The sequence below is a fragment of the Burkholderia sp. LMU1-1-1.1 genome (assembly GCF_040675865.1).
Taxonomy (GTDB): domain Bacteria; phylum Pseudomonadota; class Gammaproteobacteria; order Burkholderiales; family Burkholderiaceae_D; genus Rugamonas.
On the sequence record NZ_JBEGHG010000056.1, the window covers coordinates 379,167 to 398,654 of the forward strand.

16 protein-coding genes and 2 tRNA genes are annotated in these 19,488 nt (G+C 61.5%); 12 read left to right on the top strand and 6 right to left on the bottom strand.

Going from position 1 to position 19,488, the window contains the following annotated elements; translation table 11 throughout:
• Positions 1-21: 21 nt before the first annotated feature.
• From MRBLMU1_RS27260 to MRBLMU1_RS27290, 7 genes are all read left to right on the top strand, one after another.
• Positions 22-714 (top strand): RlmE family RNA methyltransferase, encoded by a 693-nt coding sequence (locus MRBLMU1_RS27260; protein WP_363508506.1) that lies wholly within the window; start codon positions 22-24, stop codon positions 712-714.
• Between the two features lie 211 nt (positions 715-925).
• A complete protein-coding gene (gene ftsH / locus MRBLMU1_RS27265; protein WP_363508509.1) occupies positions 926-2,809 on the top strand; it encodes an ATP-dependent zinc metalloprotease FtsH in 1,884 nt (627 codons plus the stop codon).
• Positions 2,810-2,891: 82 nt separating this feature from the next.
• Positions 2,892-3,731: a dihydropteroate synthase gene (gene folP / locus MRBLMU1_RS27270; RefSeq protein WP_363508512.1), complete on the top strand. Its 840-nt coding sequence runs from the start codon at positions 2,892-2,894 to the stop codon at positions 3,729-3,731.
• A 52-nt stretch (positions 3,732-3,783) separates the two neighbouring features.
• A complete protein-coding gene (glmM, locus tag MRBLMU1_RS27275; RefSeq protein ID WP_363508515.1) occupies positions 3,784-5,136 on the top strand; it encodes a phosphoglucosamine mutase in 1,353 nt (450 codons plus the stop codon).
• 82 nt (positions 5,137-5,218) lie between these two features.
• Positions 5,219-5,295, top strand: a tRNA-Pro gene (locus MRBLMU1_RS27280).
• A 66-nt stretch (positions 5,296-5,361) separates the two neighbouring features.
• A tRNA-Arg gene (locus MRBLMU1_RS27285) sits at positions 5,362-5,438 on the top strand.
• Between the two features lie 151 nt (positions 5,439-5,589).
• Positions 5,590-6,582 (top strand): hypothetical protein, encoded by a 993-nt coding sequence (locus MRBLMU1_RS27290; RefSeq protein ID WP_363508518.1) that lies wholly within the window; start codon positions 5,590-5,592, stop codon positions 6,580-6,582.
• A gap of 95 nt (positions 6,583-6,677) precedes the next feature.
• Here MRBLMU1_RS27290 and MRBLMU1_RS27295 read toward each other — a convergent pair whose 3' ends face one another.
• Together MRBLMU1_RS27295 and MRBLMU1_RS27300 are read right to left on the bottom strand one after the other, a co-directional pair.
• Positions 6,678-8,777 carry a TonB-dependent receptor gene (locus MRBLMU1_RS27295; protein WP_363508521.1) on the bottom strand — a complete coding sequence of 700 codons (2,100 nt, stop codon included), beginning with the start codon at positions 8,775-8,777 and terminating at the stop codon, positions 6,678-6,680.
• 123 nt (positions 8,778-8,900) lie between these two features.
• Positions 8,901-10,853: a CocE/NonD family hydrolase gene (locus MRBLMU1_RS27300; RefSeq protein WP_363508524.1), complete on the bottom strand. Its 1,953-nt coding sequence runs from the start codon at positions 10,851-10,853 to the stop codon at positions 8,901-8,903.
• 320 nt (positions 10,854-11,173) lie between these two features.
• On the opposite strand from MRBLMU1_RS27300, the gene MRBLMU1_RS27305 reads away from it, so the two are divergent.
• Positions 11,174-11,761, top strand: a complete 588-nt coding sequence (locus MRBLMU1_RS27305; RefSeq protein WP_363508527.1) for an FxDxF family PEP-CTERM protein — start codon at positions 11,174-11,176, stop codon at positions 11,759-11,761.
• Between the two features lie 53 nt (positions 11,762-11,814).
• On the opposite strand, the gene MRBLMU1_RS27310 is transcribed toward MRBLMU1_RS27305, so the two are convergent.
• Positions 11,815-12,708, bottom strand: coding sequence for a LysR family transcriptional regulator (locus tag MRBLMU1_RS27310; RefSeq protein ID WP_363508530.1), 894 nt, complete (start codon positions 12,706-12,708; stop codon positions 11,815-11,817).
• Between the two features lie 103 nt (positions 12,709-12,811).
• Here MRBLMU1_RS27310 and MRBLMU1_RS27315 point away from each other — a divergent pair, with 103 nt between their 5' ends.
• Complete coding sequence (locus MRBLMU1_RS27315; protein WP_363508533.1) at positions 12,812-13,660, top strand: type 1 glutamine amidotransferase domain-containing protein; 849 nt, start codon at positions 12,812-12,814, stop codon at positions 13,658-13,660.
• Between the two features lie 59 nt (positions 13,661-13,719).
• Here the strand turns inward: MRBLMU1_RS27315 and MRBLMU1_RS27320 are convergent, their stop codons facing one another.
• Complete coding sequence (locus MRBLMU1_RS27320) at positions 13,720-14,169, bottom strand: GNAT family N-acetyltransferase (RefSeq protein ID WP_363508536.1); 450 nt, start codon at positions 14,167-14,169, stop codon at positions 13,720-13,722.
• Between the two features lie 173 nt (positions 14,170-14,342).
• Here MRBLMU1_RS27320 and MRBLMU1_RS27325 point away from each other — a divergent pair, with 173 nt between their 5' ends.
• Positions 14,343-14,966, top strand: a complete 624-nt coding sequence (locus MRBLMU1_RS27325; protein WP_363508539.1) for a flavin reductase family protein — start codon at positions 14,343-14,345, stop codon at positions 14,964-14,966.
• Between the two features lie 18 nt (positions 14,967-14,984).
• Here the strand turns inward: MRBLMU1_RS27325 and MRBLMU1_RS27330 are convergent, their stop codons facing one another.
• The gene (locus MRBLMU1_RS27330) at positions 14,985-16,067 is read right to left on the bottom strand and encodes a type II asparaginase (protein WP_363508542.1); all 1,083 of its coding nucleotides are present in this window, start codon (positions 16,065-16,067) and stop codon (positions 14,985-14,987) included.
• Positions 16,068-16,206: 139 nt separating this feature from the next.
• Here MRBLMU1_RS27330 and MRBLMU1_RS27335 point away from each other — a divergent pair, with 139 nt between their 5' ends.
• Together MRBLMU1_RS27335 and MRBLMU1_RS27340 are read left to right on the top strand one after the other, a co-directional pair.
• Complete coding sequence (locus MRBLMU1_RS27335; RefSeq protein WP_363508545.1) at positions 16,207-16,566, top strand: hypothetical protein; 360 nt, start codon at positions 16,207-16,209, stop codon at positions 16,564-16,566.
• A 51-nt stretch (positions 16,567-16,617) separates the two neighbouring features.
• Positions 16,618-18,312 (top strand): FAD-dependent oxidoreductase, encoded by a 1,695-nt coding sequence (locus MRBLMU1_RS27340; protein WP_363508548.1) that lies wholly within the window; start codon positions 16,618-16,620, stop codon positions 18,310-18,312.
• A gap of 49 nt (positions 18,313-18,361) precedes the next feature.
• Here the strand turns inward: MRBLMU1_RS27340 and MRBLMU1_RS27345 are convergent, their stop codons facing one another.
• On the bottom strand, positions 18,362-19,483 hold the full coding sequence (locus MRBLMU1_RS27345; protein WP_363508551.1) for a patatin-like phospholipase family protein: 1,122 nt from the start codon (positions 19,481-19,483) through the stop codon (positions 18,362-18,364).
• Positions 19,484-19,488: the final 5 nt, after the last annotated feature.

Genomic DNA, 19,488 nt, shown 5'->3' on the forward strand with positions numbered 1-19,488 from the left:
TAAAGGCAGTATTCTACGCGAATGAAGAAGAAGAAATTAAACAAAAACTGGTTGCACGACCACATTAACGACCCTTACGTGAAATTAGCGCAAAAAGAGGGCTACCGCGCCCGCGCCGCTTTCAAGCTCAAGGAGATCGACGAGGACGAGCACCTGATCAAGCCCGACCAGGTCATCGTCGACCTCGGCTGCACCCCCGGCAGCTGGGGCCAATACGTGCGCCGCAAGCTGGCCGGCAAGGATGGCGGCGGCATCAACGGCACCCTGATCGGCCTCGACATGCTGCCGATGGAGCCGATCGCCGACTTCCATTTCATCCAGGGCGACTTCCGCGAGCCGGACGTGCTGCAGCAGCTCGAAGACGTGGTCAAGGGCCGTAAAGTTGACGTTGTGTTATCGGATATGGCGCCCAACCTGTCCGGCATCGCCAGCGCCGACGCCGCGCGCATGGAGCATCTGATCGATCTGGCAATAGAATTCTCGCAGGCGCATTTGAAACCTAGCGGTTCCTTGCTGGTCAAATGTTTTAAGGACATGGGTTTTAACGACATCGTGTTGAAGTTTCGACAGGAATTCAAAACCGTGGTGCAGAAAAAGCCGAAAGCCAGCCGCGACAAATCGTCCGAGATTTTCCTGCTCGGCCGTGGTTTGAAAAACCCCACCGACGGCATGGTATCGGCGCAACCGCTGGATTCCGACCAATTCCGTCCTTGATCGCCCTTGTTTTTTACCGCAAGGGCCGCACATCCAGCAAGGAAGCGTACTTTTGTCTTGATCCGCACCGTATTTTGATCAAATAATGTGCCTTTCTGCTGGGTTTACACCCTTGCGCACGGGTGGGCTTCTGGCACCGCCTGCTTATTACGAGTAAAATCGGGTTTCTAGCCCAAGGTTAAAAGATGCGCCCCGCATCCAAGGAGTTTTCGTGAATAACATGTTTTCCAAATCAGCCATCTGGGTAGTCGTCGTACTGCTCCTGCTCATGCTGTACAAGCAGTTCGATAGCCATGGCGTTGCTGGCGGCGCCAAACCCATCGCTTACTCCGATTTGCTGGATGACGTGAAAGCCAAGCGCATCAAGGATGTCGTGATCGAGGGTGGCAACATCACCGCGACCCGCACCGATGACACCAAGGTCCGCACCACCGCCACGATCCTCGATCGCGGCCTGGTCGGCGACCTGCGCGACAACGGCATCCGTTTCGACGTGAAACCGCCAGAGGAGCCATCGTTCCTGCAGCAAGTGTTCGTGTCGTGGTTCCCGATGCTGTTGCTGATCGGCGTGTGGATCTTCTTCATGCGGCAGATGCAGGGCGGCGGCAAGGGCGGCGCGTTCTCCTTCGGCAAGTCGAAGGCGCGCATGATGGACGAATCGAACAACACCGTCACCTTCGCCGACGTCGCCGGTTGCGACGAAGCGAAGGAAGAAGTCAACGAGATCGTCGACTTCCTGAAGGATCCGAGCAAGTTCCAGAAATTGGGCGGCCGTATCCCACGCGGCGTGCTGATGGTCGGTCCTCCGGGCACGGGTAAAACGTTGCTGGCGCGCGCCATCGCCGGCGAAGCCAAGGTGCCGTTCTTCTCGATCTCCGGTTCGGACTTCGTTGAAATGTTCGTCGGTGTCGGCGCCAGCCGCGTCCGCGACATGTTCGAAAACGCCAAAAAGCATTCGCCTTGCATCATCTTCATCGACGAGATCGACGCTGTCGGGCGCCACCGTGGCGCCGGCATGGGCGGCGGTAACGACGAACGCGAACAGACCTTGAACCAATTGCTGGTCGAGATGGACGGCTTCGAAGCGTCGTCCGGCGTGATCGTGGTCGCCGCGACCAACCGTGCCGACGTGCTGGACAAGGCGCTGCTGCGTCCGGGCCGTTTCGACCGTCAAGTCTCGGTCGGCCTGCCGGACATCCGTGGCCGCGAACAGATCCTGAACGTGCACATGCGCAAAGTGCCTATCGGCACCGACGTCAAGGCCGACATCCTGGCCCGTGGCACCCCTGGCTTCTCGGGCGCCGACCTGGCCAACCTGGTCAACGAGGCGGCATTGTTCGCGGCCCGCCGCAGCAAGCGCCTGGTCGACATGATCGACTTCGAGGATGCCAAGGACAAGATCTTCATGGGTCCGGAGCGCAAGTCGATGATCATCCGCGAGGAAGAGCGCCGCAACACCGCGTACCACGAGTCGGGCCACGCGGTCGTCGCCAAGCTGTTGCCGAAGGCCGATCCGGTCCACAAAGTGACGATCATGCCGCGCGGCTGGGCACTGGGCCTGACCTGGCAGCTGCCGGAGCACGATAATATTTCGGGCTACAAGGACAAGATGCTGGAAGAGATTTCGATCCTGTTCGGTGGCCGTATCGCCGAGGAAATCTTCGTCGGCCAGATGTCGACCGGCGCCTCGAACGACTTCTCGCGCGCTACCAAGCTGGCCCGCTCGATGGTCACCCGCTTCGGCATGTCCGACAGCATGGGCGTGATGGTCTACGAGGACAGCCAGAACGACGGCTTCTTCGGCGGCGCGTCGAAGACGATTTCCGAAGCGACCCAGCAAATGGTCGACGCCGAGATCCGCAACATCCTCGACCAGCAGTACAAGCTGGCCCGTTCGCTGCTCGAAGAGAACCGCGAAAAAGTCGAAGTCATGACCAAGGCGCTGCTGGAATGGGAAACCATCGACGCGGACCAGATCAACGACATCATGGCTGGCCTGGAGCCACGTCCACCGAAACCGGGAGTGACGATCCGCAAACAGCCGCCTAGCGACGGCGGCACGGGCGTGACGCCCAGCGTGACCGCACCGGCCTAAGCAGTGGGCCGCACGGTCCGCTAGCAGCGACAAGGGTGAGGAGAAATCCTCGCCCTTTTTCATTACCACTTCCGTTTTTTTCATGCGATCCACACTACAGTTCGGCCGATTCAACTACCCCTTGCAAGGCGACGGCGTGCGCGCCCGCGTGATGGGCATCCTCAACGTCACCCCCGATTCGTTTTCCGACGGCGGCCACTACCAGTCGCTCGAGTTCGCGATCTCGCACGCCGAGCAAATGATCCTCGACGGCGTGGACATCATCGACGTCGGCGGCGAATCGAGCCGTCCCGGCGCGCCGCCGCTGCCGCTGGAAGACGAGCTGCGCCGCGTGATGCCGGTGCTGTACGCGCTGCGCGACCAGGGGCCGGCGATCTCGGTCGACACCTACAAGCCGCAGGTGATGCGGGAAGCCATCATCGCCGGCGTCGACATGATCAACGACATCAACGGCTTCCGCGCGCCGGGTGCGCTGGAGGCGGTGCGCGACAGCGACTGCGCGTTGTGCATCATGCACATGCAATCCGATCCGCAACACATGCAGCTGGCGCCGTCGTACACCGACGTGGTCGCCGAGGTGATTGCTTTCTTGCGGGAACGGATCGATGCCATGATCACATCGGGAATTGATCCCCGTCGATTGTGCATCGATCCCGGCTTTGGCTTTGGGAAGACGGTGGAGCATAATTACGCCTTACTCAGGGCCACAAGGCGGTTGATTGCGGAACTGGATATGCCGTTGTTGGCCGGTTTGTCGCGCAAATCGATGGTCGGCGCGGTGACGGGCAAGCCGGTCGGACAGCGCATGGCCGGCAGCGTCGGCGGCGCGCTGGCGGCGGTGGCGCACGGGGCGGCGATCGTCCGCGTGCACGACGTCGCCGAAACGGTCGACGCCCTCAAGGTCTGGCAGGCGGCGCATTAAAATCAATAACGACACCACACAATAACGACACCGACGATAAAGAGCACACAACATGGCACGTAAATATTTCGGCACCGATGGTATCCGCGGCCTGGTCGGCGAATCGCCGATCACGCCTGACTTCGTCATGCGTCTCGGCTACGCGGCCGGCAAGGTCCTGGCGGGCGTTCCGCGCACCGGCGGCAAGCGGCCGACGGTCCTGATCGGCAAGGACACGCGCATTTCCGGCTACATGCTGGAAGCGGCGCTGGAGGCCGGTTTCTCGGCGGCGGGCGTAGACGTCATGCTGGCCGGCCCGATGCCGACGCCGGCGATCGCCTACCTGACGCGCGCGCTGCGCCTGTCGGCCGGCGTGGTCATCTCGGCGTCGCATAATCCGTTCCAGGACAATGGCATCAAGTTCTTCTCCGACCAGGGCACCAAGCTGCCTGATTCGGTCGAGCTCGATATCGAAGCCGCGCTGGACCTGCCGATGACGTGCGTGCCGTCGGAAAAACTGGGCCGCGCCAAGCGCCTCGACGACGCCCAGGGCCGCTACATCGAATTCTGCAAGAGCACCTTCCCGAACGAGCTGGACCTGCGCGGCATGAAGCTGGTGGTCGATTGCGCGCACGGCGCCGCCTACAATATCGCCCCGCACGTGTTCCACGAGCTCGGCGCCGAGGTGATCGCCATCGGCAACAAGCCGGACGGCTTCAACATCAACCTCGGCCACGGCGCCACCGCGCCGGAAGCGATGGCGGCGGCGGTGCGCGCCCACGGCGCCGACCTCGGCATCGCCCTGGACGGCGACGCCGACCGCCTGATCATGTGCGACGCCAACGGCCGCCTCTACAACGGCGACGAGCTGCTCTACCTGATGGTCATGGACCGCATGGCCACCGGCCCGGTGGCCGGCGCCGTCGGCACCTTGATGACCAATATGGCGGTCGAGGTGGCGTTGAAAGAGAAGGGCGTTGGCTTCGCCCGCGCCAAGGTCGGCGACCGCTACGTGCTGGAAGTGATGCAGGACAAGGGCTGGCTGCTGGGCGGCGAAGGCTCCGGCCACCTGCTATGCCTGGACAAGCACACCACCGGCGACGGCATCATCTCGGCACTGCAAGTGCTGTCGGCGCTCAAGCGCGCCGGCAAATCGCTGGAAGAGTGCACGGCCGAGCTGGTGCTGTTCCCGCAAACCCTGGTCAATGTGCGCGTCGCGCCCGGTTTCGACTGGACCAAGAACGCCGCCATGGTGGCCGAGAAGGAAAAGGTCGAGCGCGAGCTGGAAGGCAGCGGCCGCGTGCTGATCCGCGCCTCCGGCACGGAACCTTTGATCCGGGTGATGGTCGAAGCACGTAACGCCCAGGACGCGGATTCGATGGCGCAGCGTATTGCCGATAAAGTAGAAGCGCAGCTGGCGGCTTAGGGTGACAGCTGAGTTCAGCAATGAAAGATTAAGCTGGCCCGTTCATTGACGGCGAGGGCGCCAGGCGTTAGAATGCTGTCTTCGGAGTGTAGCGCAGCCCGGTAGCGCACCTGGTTTGGGACCAGGGGGTCCAAGGTTCGAATCCTTGTACTCCGACCAAGAACACTAACGGGTTGTCATAGACAACCCGTTTTTCATTTCTGCGGCGAATTCTCGCTGTCGTGACTGCCCATAGCTCAGTTGGATAGAGCATTAGCCTTCTAAGCTAAGGGTCGCAGGTTCGATTCCTGCTGGGCAGGCCAAAACCTCCAGTGCGTTATTAACAGGTCTGCGCTGACATCGTGATATGCGTAAAGCAAACGATTCGCGTGTGACATATTTAATTTTACAGTTTTGCAGATCATAGCTTTTTTTCGTGTTAGATTGTTATTTCTTTAATTTTAAGGAAAAATCATGTTGAAGCTCGGACGTTACGCAGCAATTATGTCGTTATTGCTAGGATCTGGACTTGCGCAGGCTACGTCGTTTTATTTTGGCGCGCATGCGGACGACGTCGAATTATTTATGGGCCGGAACGCTGCCTATGATGTCCAGTCCAAAGCCAAAGTCGTCTTCGTGGTAATGACAACCGGATCTTACGTAGGTGGTGAAACTAATCCTGCGGTGCAGGGCGCAGGGATTTATCCAGGTGTTTCCAATCCTATGAACAATCCTTATTACATAACCCGGGAGAGAGGCCATGCGGCCTCGCTGAGGTATTGGTTTGGGCTCACAGGCACTACTCCGACTTCCGATAACACCACCAACGTGGTTATTGATGGGAAAACAATTCAGCGGACCGAAATTGGTACTCCGGGAAGCAATGTTATTATGTATAACATCAGATTGATTGATGGTTTCGAGGATAAAAGCGGTTTTTATTGGTTCAGAAATCAATCGATCACCAATCCGAATATTACTATCTCGTCTGTCGATGGAGTTAGAACCTTTACTTGGTATACTTTGAAGACTTTCCTCCGCGCCTTGATTGGTCGGGAACAAGATGCAAACGATACTTGGGTGAATATTCCAGAATTTTATGCTGGCCCGCCCCCGTTTGCACATCCAGATCATTATGACCATTATGCTACGGGATTAGCGGTGAGCCATGCTCTGCAAGATTATGCAAATAGTTCTCCTGCTCGGTGCATCAGAACTATTCAATGGGTCGGCTATTTCTCGAGTGCTACCAACGAGAACGTCACACCACCTAAGTACCCATGGCCGACAAATTACACCACTTCCGAGAAGGCAACCCAATTTGCTGCATGGGACGCGCATAACAATGGAATGGTCGCGGCCGGTGGTCCCGATACACGAAATGCAGGGCATACCCCCTATCTCTATCGGATGTATGCTTCTTCAAATGCACCGTCAGGTGTCACAAAGTTCGGTCCTTGTCCTTGATAGTCGGAGATGGTTTACGCTATGCAAGATAGCTAGATAGTTCAATTTTGTGCCAGAAATTAGCGTGATTACGCCGATTTCTGGCGCAGGTGCCCTTAGAACCGGTAGCGTGCAGTCAGCTGGGCCGAGCGGGGAGCGCCTGGTAGGTTCAGATTTTTGCTGCTTCCGTGTCCGGCTACGATATAAGCACGGTCGAATAGATTTGTCAGGTTCAATGTCAAGTCAATACCACGATGACGGTAATAGGCCATCGCATCGGCTGTGACATAACTCGGTAGTGTTACCGTATTGCCCGGATTCGCGAAACGGTCGCCGACATAATTCACGCCGCCGCCCACGCCGAAGCTGCCGGCCAGCGCTTTGCTCATCCATAAATTGGCGGCATGCTTAGGAGTTAATGTCGGGCGTTTTCCCAGAACCGCTTGGCCGTCGTCGCGTCCAATAGAAGAAATCATCGCCGCGTCCAGATAGGAATAACCGGCCCATGTTTTCCAGCCATTCCCTAAATCGCCATTAAATGTCAGCTCCATGCCTTTGGTGCGTTGCGTGCCGAGGGGAAGAAGTTGAAGCGTCAGTGGATCGGTGGTTTTAATATTGGTGCGGGTTAGCTGAAATACCGAAATGCCGGCCGATGCGCGCCCGTTGAATAAGTCGTATTTGGCGCCGACTTCCTTATTCTTGGTAATTTCCGGCGCGATCTGCGCATTCGCGGTGGTTAATGCGAAGCCTTCGCCCGACGGCTGGAAAGAGCGGCTGAACGACGCGTAATACGATTGCACCGCGCTCGGCTGATAAACCAGACCCGCGCGCGGACTCCAATTGCGATCGGTGCGGCTAACACTGGGAACGCCGACGCGCCTTTCGACATTCTCCTGTTCAAACCGGTCATAGCGAATGCCGGCCAGCGCTTTCCACTCCGGCGCCAGAGTCACCATGTCCTGCAAATAAGCGCTGGCGGTTTTGAAAATACCCAGGTTATTCGACGTCGGCGCGCCGCCGGCGGCGAAGGGCACAACCGGATTCACCGGATTAAACAATGACACGGTTGCAACATTGGCTTGCGAGCGCACCAGCTGGTTCTTGTTTTGCTTGCCGAACTCCACGCCGTACAGTATCTGATGCTGCATGCCGGCCAACTCCGTCAGTTGGGTCAGTTCGGTCTGGTTCGAATAGCCATCCTCATCGCGGGCGACGTTGCCACGGGTGAGGGAGGCGGTGCGCGCCGTTTCGTTGACCGAGCCCACCAGCGTATTGTTGCGGTCGAGCGTGTAGTCGTAGTGGCGGAAGGCGTTGCGGAGCGACAGCTGTCGGTTGAAGCGGTGATCCAGGGTGAAACCGTAGGCTTTCACCTCCGATTCGCTGTAGTCGAAGTCTTTTGCATTGGCCGCGCCGTAATAGGTGCCGGGCGGTACATCGACCGCGCGTCCCTGATACGAGGGAATGCCGAAGTCGGTCACGCGCTTGTCTTTCAGATATTCCGCCTGCAGCAGCAACAGCGTGTCGGCGCCGAGCTTGAACTGCACCGACGGCGCCAGCGCCTGGCGCTTGAGGAATTGCTGGTCGCGATAGCTGTCCGAGTCTTCCGCCGCGCCCGTCACGCGGAAAGCGACGCCGCTGTCGGTCAGATTGCGCGCCAGGTCGAACTCGCCACGTTTCTGGCCCCAGCGCCCCACTTGCAGGCTCACTTCGCTGCGGTCGATGCCGGGCTTCTTGGTGATGCGGTTGATCATGCCGCCGGACGAGCCACGGCCATACAGCACCGATGCCGGCCCTTTGATCACCTCGATCTGCTCGACATTCGACAAATCGCGAAAATACAGCGCATCGTCGCGCATTCCGTCGACAAACTGGTCGCTGATGGCGCTAAAGCCGCGGATGGTCACCTGGTCGCGCTGGCCGTCGCCGTGCGACATGCCGATGCCCGGCACGGCCTTGAGCACGTCCTGCATCGAGCGCGCGCCCTGGTCGCGCAGCAGTTCCTGCGGCACCACGTTGATGGTTTGGGGAATATCGCGCAGCGGCGCGTCGATCTTGGTGCCGGTGGTGGAGGTCGTCGGGCGGTAGCCGTCGGCTTCGCCGTTGACGGTCACGACAGGCATGGCCTGCTCGGGCACCGCGCCGGTCTGCGCCAGCGCGGCGTTGGAAAAGGAAAGGCTGGCCAGCATCAAGGCCAGCGGGGTCTTGGTCAGTGTCATGTGAGTCCCTGAAGTAGTTGTTGGCTGGCTACTTGGGTCGCATGACACTTCGCTGGCTAAATAGGAATAATTATCATCTGATTATCCTCCTAAGATGCTAGTTACGCAAGAAACGGCGCCGTATCAGCGCGTCGCCGGCAGCAACTGCACTTCGATGCCCGAATACATCGACGGCGCGCGGTAAATCCGTTGCGTCGCCTTCTGGAAGTCCTCCGGCCTCGCTTTCGGAATGTCGACAAAGGTCTGCGGATTCAAGTCGATGAGCGGAAACCACGAGCTCTGGATCTGCACCATGATGCGGTGTCCGCGCCGGAAGGTGTGGTTGACGTCGCTCATCGTGTAGTTGACCGCTTCCACCTTGCCCGGCGTGAACGGCTGCGGGGTTTCGAAGCCGTTGCGGAACTTGCCGCGCAGTGGATCGCCGCGCACCAGTTGCTGATAGCCGGCCATGGTCAGCGCCGGTTTCGGCACGTCGGTGTGGTGCTCGTCGCTTTGCGCGCTGTTGGGATAGCTTTCCGGATAGACGTCGATCAGCTTGACGACCCAGTCGGCGTCGGTGCCGGTGGTGGAGACGAACAGACGCGGCTTGACCGGGCCGCTGACGGTCACGTCCTCTTCCAGCACCTCGCTGCGGTAGGTCAGCACGTCCGGCCGGGTGGAGGCGAAGCGCTGGTCGCCCACCATGTATTCCTTCGGCACGCCGGTCGCCGGATAGGCGGTGTACGGCACCGGCTTGCGCGGATCGGCCACATACTCGTCGAAGGCCTGGGCGGCGCCGGCGGCCGGCTGCTTCCAGTCGAGCGTGCCGTTCGGTCCCAGATACAAGGTGCGGGACTGGGCCTGCTTCGGCGGCCAGGCCGCGTAGTTGCGCCAGACGTTGCTGCCCGTTTCAAACGCGTACACCTCCGACACGTTCTTGTTCGGAACGTCTTTCAGATGCTGCTCGAAGAACGGGAATTCGATCTTGCTGCGGAAATATTCGCCGGTTTTAGAATCGAACTGGACATGGCCCAGGCTTTTGCCGTCGTAGCGGCTCCAGCCGCCATGCGACCACGGCCCCATCACCAGCCCGCTGTAGATGCCGGGATTGTTGCGTTTGATCGTGCTGTAGGTGGTCAGCGGTCCCTGCAGGTCCTCGGCGTCGTACCAGCCGCCCACCGTCAGCACGGCGGCCTTGATGTTTTTCAGATGCGGCGCGATGGCGCGCGCCTTCCAGAAGTCGTCGTAGGTCGGGTGCTCGATGTTGGGCATCAGCAGCGCGCGCTGGTTCGCCGTCATCGTGTTGGTGATGTTGGACAGCGTCAGGTGCGACAGGAAAAACTCGTAGGCGTCGGCGGTGCCGTAGTCGAAGCGGGTCCAGGTTTTCGGCAGCGGCGTCGGGTTGGGCACATCGACGAAGGCGGAGTAGAAGTCGAAGTTCGCCGACAGCATGAAAGCGCCGCCGTGGTACGAATCGTCGTTCATGTACAGGTTGGTGACCGGCGCCTGCGGCGAGGCCGCCTTGATGGCCGGGTGCGAATCGATAATGCTGGCCGAGGTGTAGAAGCCCGGATAGGAGATGCCGAGGATGCCGACCTTGCCATTGTTGTTGGGGACGTTTTTCAACAGCCAGTCGACGGTGTCGTGCATGTCCTCGCTCTCGTTGCCTTCGCCCTTGGCGCGCTTGGGATTGACGTGCGGCGTCATCTCCTGCCACTTGCCCTCGGACATATAGCGGCCGCGCACGTCCTGCTGGACGAAGATATAGCCGCTTTGCTCGAACTCGGGCGACGGACCGACGTGGTCCGGATAGAAATCGACGCCGTAGTGCAGCTCGTCGTCGATGTCGACGCCGGCGCTGTAGGGCGTGCGCTCCATCAGGAAGGGATAGCGCTTGCCCGCATCCTTGGGCACGTAGACGGCGGTGAACAGGCGCACGCCGTCGCGCATCGGTATGCGGTATTCGTACTTGGTGTAGTGCTCGCGCAGATTGTATTTGGCCGGGGCGTCGATCGCGGCGGCGGGGACAGGGAGGCAAAGGGCGCCCAGCGCGAGCGCGTTAAGAGCGAAGGCGAGGGCGGTAAGGCGCGATTTCATGGGTTCCTTGTGATCTGAAAGGCAAAGATGCATAAGTGTAATGCCAGTGGATAACTTTAGCTGCGACAAATTTGCGCACCAATATAATTCTCTTTAAAAACATCGACTTGCCCGGTGGGGGTGGTGCTTGTTAACAGCCTTATCCACAGAATTTGTTAACAACCGGGTTTGATGTCATCCCGACAAATCATTTGTACATTTCGCCACTTGTGTTGGTTACCGCACAGTTGACGCGGAGACAAAACTATATTCTCCGCATCACCTAATAAGGGTGTTCGGTAACTCAAATTGCACAAATACTAACTACTGCGGAAACAAAAATGAAAATCAAAAATCTCTTGCTGGCATCGATGATCGCGGGCGCTAGCCTGTTCGGCTCGGCCGCTTTCGCCGCGAATGTGGGACAAACCGTCAGCATCAATCTGGACAGCGATGGCGCCGGTGGTTACAACGCTCACTTCGGCAACACCTACGGCAGCGCCGACCGCACCAACACGTTCACGGACAAGTACATGTTCGTTCTGAACTCCAATTTCGACTCGTCCACCTCGCTGACGTCGAGCTACCTGGCGTCGAGCACCATCAAGGATCTGCAGATCACCTCGTTCAGCCTGGTGAAATATGATCCGATGACCGACGCGGTGCTGGGCACCTACGCGGGCAGCAACTTCACCGGCGGCGGCGCAAATCCGACCGATCGTTGGGAGTTGACCGCGACCGGCCTGTCGGCGGGTAGCTACTTCGTTCAAGTCGACGGCCTGGTGGCCGGCACCGGCGGCGGCGCTTACGGCTCCGACCTGACCATTGCCGTTTCGGCAGTGCCAGAACCAGCAACCTACGGCATGATGGCCGCCGGCCTGGGCCTGCTGGGCTTCGTCGCACGCCGCAAGCAAGCAAAAAAAGCTTAACCTAGGGTAGGTGTTGTCCAACGCGTCCGAGCCTACGAACTCGGACGCGTTTTTTATGGCTGCAAGCTGTCGATCAGCGCGCGGCAAGCGGCCGACATGCGTCGGTGCGGCGGATAAATCAGCGAAAACGGTCTGCTGCGCCCCCCCAGGGCCGGCAGCACTTCGACCAGCTGGCCACCACGCAGCCGTTCGTCGGCGACAAAGCGGTAGGTCTGGCAAATGCCCAAGCCTTGCTGCGCCAGGGTCACCACGCCCAATACATCATCTGCCACGCGCATGCGCGCCGGCGCCAGCCAGTCGACATCCTTTCCGTCCACCCTCAGCAGCCACGGCGACAGCCGGCCGGTGCTCGGCAGCGTGAACGGCAGGCAGGCGTGGCGGCCCAAATCTTCCAAGCCAAACGGCATGCCCGCGCGCCGCAGATAGCCGGGCGAGGCCACCAGGCAAACGTCGGCGTCGCCGAGGCGCTTGGCGGCCAGGCCGCTGTCGGCCAATTCCCCCAGCCGTATCGCCATGTCGTAACCTTCTTCGATCAGGTCCACATTGCGGTTGGAAATGCTTAGCTCGATCATGACTTTTGGATGCCGCTCCATGAACGGCCGCAGCAACCCCGGCAGACGGTAGTGGCCGTAAGTCGTCGGCGCGCTGATGCGTATCGTGCCGGACAGCTCGCCGCCCTGGCCCTGGATGGCGCGCTCGGCATCGGCGATCAGTCCGAAGGCGCTGCGCGCCTGTTCCAGGTACAACGTGCCGGCCTCGGTCACGCTCAGGCGGCGCGTCGTGCGGCGCATCAGTTGCACGCCAAGCCGCGCCTCGAGCCGGGCGACGGCGCGGCTGAGTACCGAGGGCGTCGTGCCCAGCGCCACCGCCGCCGCGCTGATGGTGCCCTTGTCGACGATGGTCACGAACGCTTCCACGTCCCCCATGTGATCGAATTGCCGTCCCATTCCAACCTTTCAAGAACAAATGATTTGAGTTTTCGGTTATTTACACACTCTACAGTCATCAATAGAGTGGCGCTACTGCAAAACACTTCACAGGAGCACTCTCATGAAAAATTCCATCCGCAAAGCCGCCACTACCACCGCCACATTGATGCTCGGCCTCGCGGCCCTGGGCGCCAACGCCGCCAATGTGCTGGTCGTCCTCTCGGACGCGTCGCAGCTGGAACTGCGCGACAACCGGACCTTCGACACCGGCTTCTACGCCAACGAATTGATGCAACCGGTCAAGAAGCTGCTGGACGCCGGCCACACCATCACCTTCGCCACGCCGCTGGGCAAGGCGCCTTCGCTGGACCGCAATTCGGTCGATAAGATGTACTTCGACAACGACGAGGCCAGCATGCAAGAGCATCTGGCATTGTTGGAAAAATTGCGCATCACCTCGGTCGAGCAATCGCCGGTCGTCAGCCTGGCGCGGGTGGAGCAGGGGGGCTACGCGCGCTATGACGCGGTCTACGTTCCTGGCGGACACGCGCCGATGCAGGACTTGCTGCACAGCGAGGCGCTCGGCCGCCTGCTGCGCGACTTCCATGCGCGGGCCAAGCCGACGGCGCTGGTGTGTCACGGACCGATCGCCTTGTTGTCGGCGCTGGAGCAGCCGGAGCGGTTCACCCGCAAGCTGGCGTCGCCGGCGGGGACGGCGCCCGCCTGGATTTATGCGGGCTACCAGATGACCGTGATCAGCAATAGCGAGGAAGAGGCGGCGAAAGGCATGTTGAATGGGGGCACGATGAAGTTCCTGCCGCAGACGGCTTTGCAGCGCGCGGGCGGCGTCTACAGCAGCGCCGCGAACTGGCAAAGCAAAGTGGTGGTGGACCGGGAGTTGATCACCGGCCAGAATCCAGCCTCGGCGTCGGCTGTCGCGGACCAGTTGCTGGCGCGCCTGAAGCCGTGACGACGCGTCGGACGGCGTCCTTGGCTACCGATCCTTGGCTACCGAATTTGTTACGACCTCTATCCGCCGATCGGCATGAACATCTTGCGCTGGAAGGGGTTGATGTCTTTTTTCAGCAGGTTCGGCAGCAACGGATCGGCCACGAACGCTTGCGATTTGTAGAACGATTCGGTGCCGTCGCCGGCTTCGAGCAGCAGGCGGCGTATGCCCTGGGCGTGGCAATATTGTTCGATGCGCGCCATGAACCAGCGGCCGACGCCGCGCCCTCGGAATTTGCTCAAAATAATCAGTTCCGACAGGAAGCAAAATTCCGGCGGCGCCAGTTCCAGGCGCGCCACGCCGATTTGTTTGGCTTTCCATTCGACGCTGACCCACTGGACTTTGCCGCGCGCATCCTGCGCTGTTTGTTTCGGCGGCGGCGCGGACCAGGCGGCGTCCTTGCGGTAGGCTTCCAGAACCTTGTTGGACAGGGGCGCTTTGAGTGGACGGAATTGCAATTCTTCGTTCATGTATCGCATTCGGTAGAGGAGGTGCTCAAGCGTAAACCTCGCGCGCCGGTCGCGCAAGGGTGGCGTCACAGGTATTTCGCTCGCGGCCGGACGAGCCCGGTCCAAAGCAGGAGTCGACTGCTTGTGCGAAAATCGGCCATGGTGCCGCCGCGCGCCGCATTTACCGGAACCATATGAGCGAACGTTATTTTTACCAGCCATCCCAGGGCCACGGCCTGCCGCATGATCCGTTCAACGCCATCGTCGGGCCGCGCCCGATCGGCTGGATTTCCTCGCGCGGCGAGCAGGGCAACCTGAACCTGGCGCCCTACAGTTTTTTCAACGCCTTCAACTACACGCCGCCGCTGATCGGTTTTTCCAGCCAGGGCCGCAAGGATACGCTGCGCAACATCGAGCAGACCGGCGAGTTCGTCTGGAATCTGGCGACGCGCCCCCTGGCCGAGGCGATGAACGCCAGCTGCGCGCCGGCGCCGCCGGAGGTGGACGAGTTCGTGCTGGCGGGGCTGACGCCGGCGCCGTCGCGCGTCGTCGGCGTGCCGCGCGTGGAGGAAAGCCCGGTCGCGTTCGAATGCAAATGCACGCAGATCATCCGCCTGCAAAGCGCGGCGGGCGAGCCGACCAATGGCTGGCTGATCATGGGGGAGGTGGTGGGCGTGCACATCGCCAATGAACTGCTGCGCGACGGCATCTATGACACGGCGGGCTCGCGCACGATCTTGCGCGGCGGCGGCCCGGCCGATTACTTCGAGATTGGACCGGATAGCCTGTTCCGCATGCGGCGGCCAGACTATCCGTAATGGGTTGAATCCTCGGGATTAATACGTGTAGAACATTTTTTGCACGGCCTTGCTGTCATTGGTTTTGGTCAATGCCAGCATCAGCAGGATGCGCGCTTTTTGTGGATTGAGCGTGTCGGCGGCGACGAAGTCCAGTTCGTCGTCGTTGGCTTCGCCGTTGCGCGCCAGGATGCCCTGGCCGACGCGGCTCGCGCGCACGATCATCACGCCCTGTTTGCGGGCGGCGACCAGCGCCGTCTTGACCGAGGCGGCCAGGCTGCCGTCGCCGACGCCGGCGTGGATGATGCCCTTGGCGCCGGCGGCGACCAGCGCGTTCAGCGCGACCGGGCCGACGTTGGCGTAGCCGTAGACGATGTCCACTTGCGGCAGTTTGTCGAGCTTGCTGATGTCGAATTCGGTCTCGGCGGTGTGCTTGCGGGTCGAGGCGCGGTAGAAGTAAGGCTTGTTGCCCTGGATGTAGCCCAGCAGGCCCAGTTCGGTGGTCTTGAAGCTGTCCGGGGTCGAGGTGTTGGTCTTGCTCACGTCGCGGGCGCTGTGGATCTGGTCGGCCATGGCCACCAGCACGCCTTTGCCGGCGGCGTCGGGATTGGCGGCCAGCAGCACGGCGTTGTACAGGTTGATCGGGCCGTCGGCCGACAGCGCGGTGCCCGGGCGCATGGCGCCGACCAGCACGACCGGTTTGTTGCTTTTCACGACCAGATCGAGGAAGTAAGCGGTTTCTTCCAGCGTATCGGTGCCGTGGGTGATGACGATGCCGTCGACATCCGGCTGCGCCAGCAGCACGTTGACGCGCTTGGCCAGGGTCAGCCAATGTTCGTTGCTCATGTTTTCGCTGGCGATCTGGAACACCTGCTCACCCTTGACCTGGGCGACCTTGGACAGTTCCGGCACCGCCTTGATCAGGCTGTCGACGCCAACGGTGGCGGCGGTGTAGCCGACCGTGGTCGTGCTGCTGGCGCCGCTGCCGGCGATGGTGCCGCCGGTGGCGAGGATGGTCACATTGGCCAGTTTGTCTGCTGCCTCCGCATAGCTCCCAAGCAACAAGGTGCAGGCCAGCAAGGCTTGATAGAAACGGGCGGGAATATTATGGTTATGTAACATGCGATCTCCTGATCAAACTGTAAAGCTTGGGATAGTAGCAAATACACAGTCTGTCAACAATGCGGGGTGTTGCGGCGTTACGGTTGACAGACCTGCTATATTAGAGGTGATTTCAGGGAATTACAAAAGAGAAAACATTATGACTTTAGCAAACACCCTTCGCCGGGGTGCGGTGCTGTCGGTGGCGTTGGCGCTGCTGGCCTGTGTGACCGCCTGCGGCAAGAGCCAGGCGCAGAAGCAGCAGGAAGAAGTCCTGACACTGACCAGTTTGGGCGAAAAATATGTGAAGGAAAAGATCCGCGACCCTGGCTCCGCGCAATTTCGCAACCAGTTCATCGGCAAGGGCGGGGCGCCCTGCGGCGAGGTCAACGCGAAGGACGCGTTCGGCACCTATATCGGGTTCCAGCGCTACATCTCGGTCGCCCGCGAGCTGACGTTGCTGGCGCAGGATGTCGCGCCGGCCGAGTTCGAGGAATCGTGGCGCGAGCTGTGCCGCTAGCGCCGGCGCACCCGGAATCGGCCCAACATCACTGAACAATCGAGGACACGCATGGAACAGCAGCCCGGCGCCGGCATGGCGATCAGTCCGCATTTGGCGTCGTCGGACATCGGCAACCGCCGCCATCAGATCTTCCCCACCTTGAGCGACCGGCAGTTCGAGGTGCTCAGCCGCTATGGCGAGCGCCGCGGCATCGCCGCCGGCGGCGTGCTGTTCCGCCAGGGCGACCGCCACATTCCCATGTACGTGCTCATCTCCGGCGAGATCGAGGTCGAACGTGCCTCGGCGCTGGGGACCACCATCATCGGCACCCACGGTCCGGGCTCCTTCACCGGAGAGATAGGCACCCTGGCCGGGCGCGCCGCCGTCGCCACCGCCCGCGTGCTCACCGATGCGGAGGTGATCGTCATCAGCGAGGAATCGCTCGGCACCCTGGTGGTGTCCGAGGCCGATTTGAGCGAAACCATCATGCGCGCCTACATCCTGCGGCGCGTCGCCTACATGCAGGACCAGAGCGGCGGCCTGCTGATGTTCGGCGCCCGCGACTCGGCGCCGACCCTGGCGCTGCGCCACTTCCTGACCCGTAACGGCCAACCCGCCGCTTACTTCGATATCGACCTGCACGAGGAAACCGGCGCGCTGATGGAGCGTTTCGGTGTGACGGCGGCCGACATCCCCGCCGTGGTCACGCCCAATGGCGAGGTGCTGCGCAATCCCAGCCTGCGCCAACTGGCCGACGGCATCGGCCTCAGTTCCGACCGCATCGACGGCCGCACCTTCGATCTGGTGGTCGTTGGCGCGGGGCCGGCCGGACTGGCCGCCGCCGTGTATGCGGCATCGGAAGGCTTGAGCGTGGCCGTGCTGGACGCCAAGGCTCCGGGCGGGCAGGCCGGTTCCAGCTCCAAGATCGAAAACTACTTCGGCTTCCCGACCGGCGTCTCCGGCCAGGCGCTGGCGGGCCGGGGGCTGTCGCAGGCGCGCAAGTTCGGCGCCGAGGTGGCGGTGCCGCTCAAGGTCAGCGCGCTCAATTGCGACAACGCGGAATTCGACATCGCCGTCGACAGCGGCGAGCGGCTGCGCGCGCGCTCGATCGTCATCGCCACCGGGGCGCGTTACCGCAAGCCGGACTTGCCGGGGCTGGAGCGCTTCGAAGGACGCGGCGTCTATTACAGCGCGTCGTTCATGGAGGCCACCTTTTGCGCCGACGAGGAAGTGGTCATCGTCGGCGGCGGCAATTCGGCCGGACAGGCGGCGGTGTTTTTGGCCGGGCATGCCAGGCATGTCCATATCGTGGTGCGCGCCGACGGCCTGGCGGCCAGCATGTCGCGCTACCTGATCCAGCGCATCGAAGCGGCGCCGAATATCACGCTGCACACGCGCAAGCAGATCGTCGAGATGGTCGGCGGCGAACGGCTGGAGAGCATCGTCTGGCAGACGGCGGGCGGCGAGGCGCGCGCCTCGCCAGTGCGCCATGTGTTCCTGTTCCTTGGCGCCGAGCCCAATACCGCGTGGCTGGGCGATTGCGTGGCGCTGGACGACAAGAACTTCGTGCTCACCGGCTCTGACGTGGCGCCGGGTAGCTGGCCGTTGGAGCGCGGCCAGCATTTTCTGGAGACCAGCCGGCCGCGCATCTTCGCCGTCGGCGATGTGCGCAGCGGCTCGGTCAAGCGGGTGGCGGCGGCCGTCGGCGAAGGCTCGGCGGCGGTGCAGGCGCTGCATCAGGCGCTGGCGTCGGATTTTAGCTAACGGTCATGCGTCGTTGGCGCGCGTGCATGGCGGATTGCGCTGGCTCACCTCACACCTCGCGCAACCGCTTGCTGTACTTGGTCGCCCGCCGCACAGGAGGATGCTGGCCGGCCGGATGCGCCAGCGCCTCCACCGCGCGGTCGTAACCGTACTGCCACTGGTCGTTCATGTGCTGCACAAAGGTGTCGTACGCCGCCGGCATCGCCAGCTCGATGCGGTTGCGGCGCCAATGCAGCTTTTGCTGCAACTGCTGCTTGGCCAGCACCCGCGACACATCCGACGAATCGATACGCAGGTCCGCCAGATAGGTATTGGCATACCGCAGGCGCGCATTGCCGTTCAATCCCAGCACCGCGCGCCAGGCCGGTATCGAGAACACCTGGTCGAAGGCCTCCTTGAATTCCATGATCACCTCCTCCCCGAGCCGGCGCGCGATCTCGACCGGGAACAGATCCAGCACACCGCCGATATATTCATCACCGCCATACTCGCGGCAGCGGAAGTAGATCATGTCGGAGATCGAGATACGGGCCGCCTCGGTGATCGGCACGCCGCCGTCGATCAGCAGATCGCGCGACACCGCGTGTTCGCCCCAGCGCGCGTCGCTGAGCGGCGACGGCATGCCGCGCAGCGCGGCCGCCGCGCGTTCGCCGCAAAACACGGTCTCCGCGAACAGCTTGCGCTGGCCGCGCGGCCGGCCCACTTCCGAAGGATCGAACAGCAGCTTGCCGCCGATGATGGCGACATCGACCTCCGGCGCGCCGCTGGCGGACGGGAAAGGCAGCTGCGGCGGAATCTCGAACAGATAGTCGCCGAACAGGTCGGGGATGACGGGCACGCTGGCCGGCGACAGCTTGCGCTTGGCGGCGCGCGCCAGGGTACCGATCAGCGCCGCGTGGCGCGTCGATTTCAGCCCGCACCAGAAGTCGTACATATCGCGCGACGCCAGCCATGCGCGCTGCTCGCCGGGGTCGGGCAGGTTGTTGATGATGGTCGCGGCGATGGCGCCGCCGCAGCTGGCGAGCAGGATGTCCGGCGCCTTGCCGGCCTGCCGCAGCGCCGCGTACATGCCGATATAGATGCCAAACCGGAACCCGCCACCGCCCATGACCATGCAGCGTTTATACGGTTTATAGACTTCTTGTAAAGGTTGGGTTTGTGCGTGCGTCATGGACG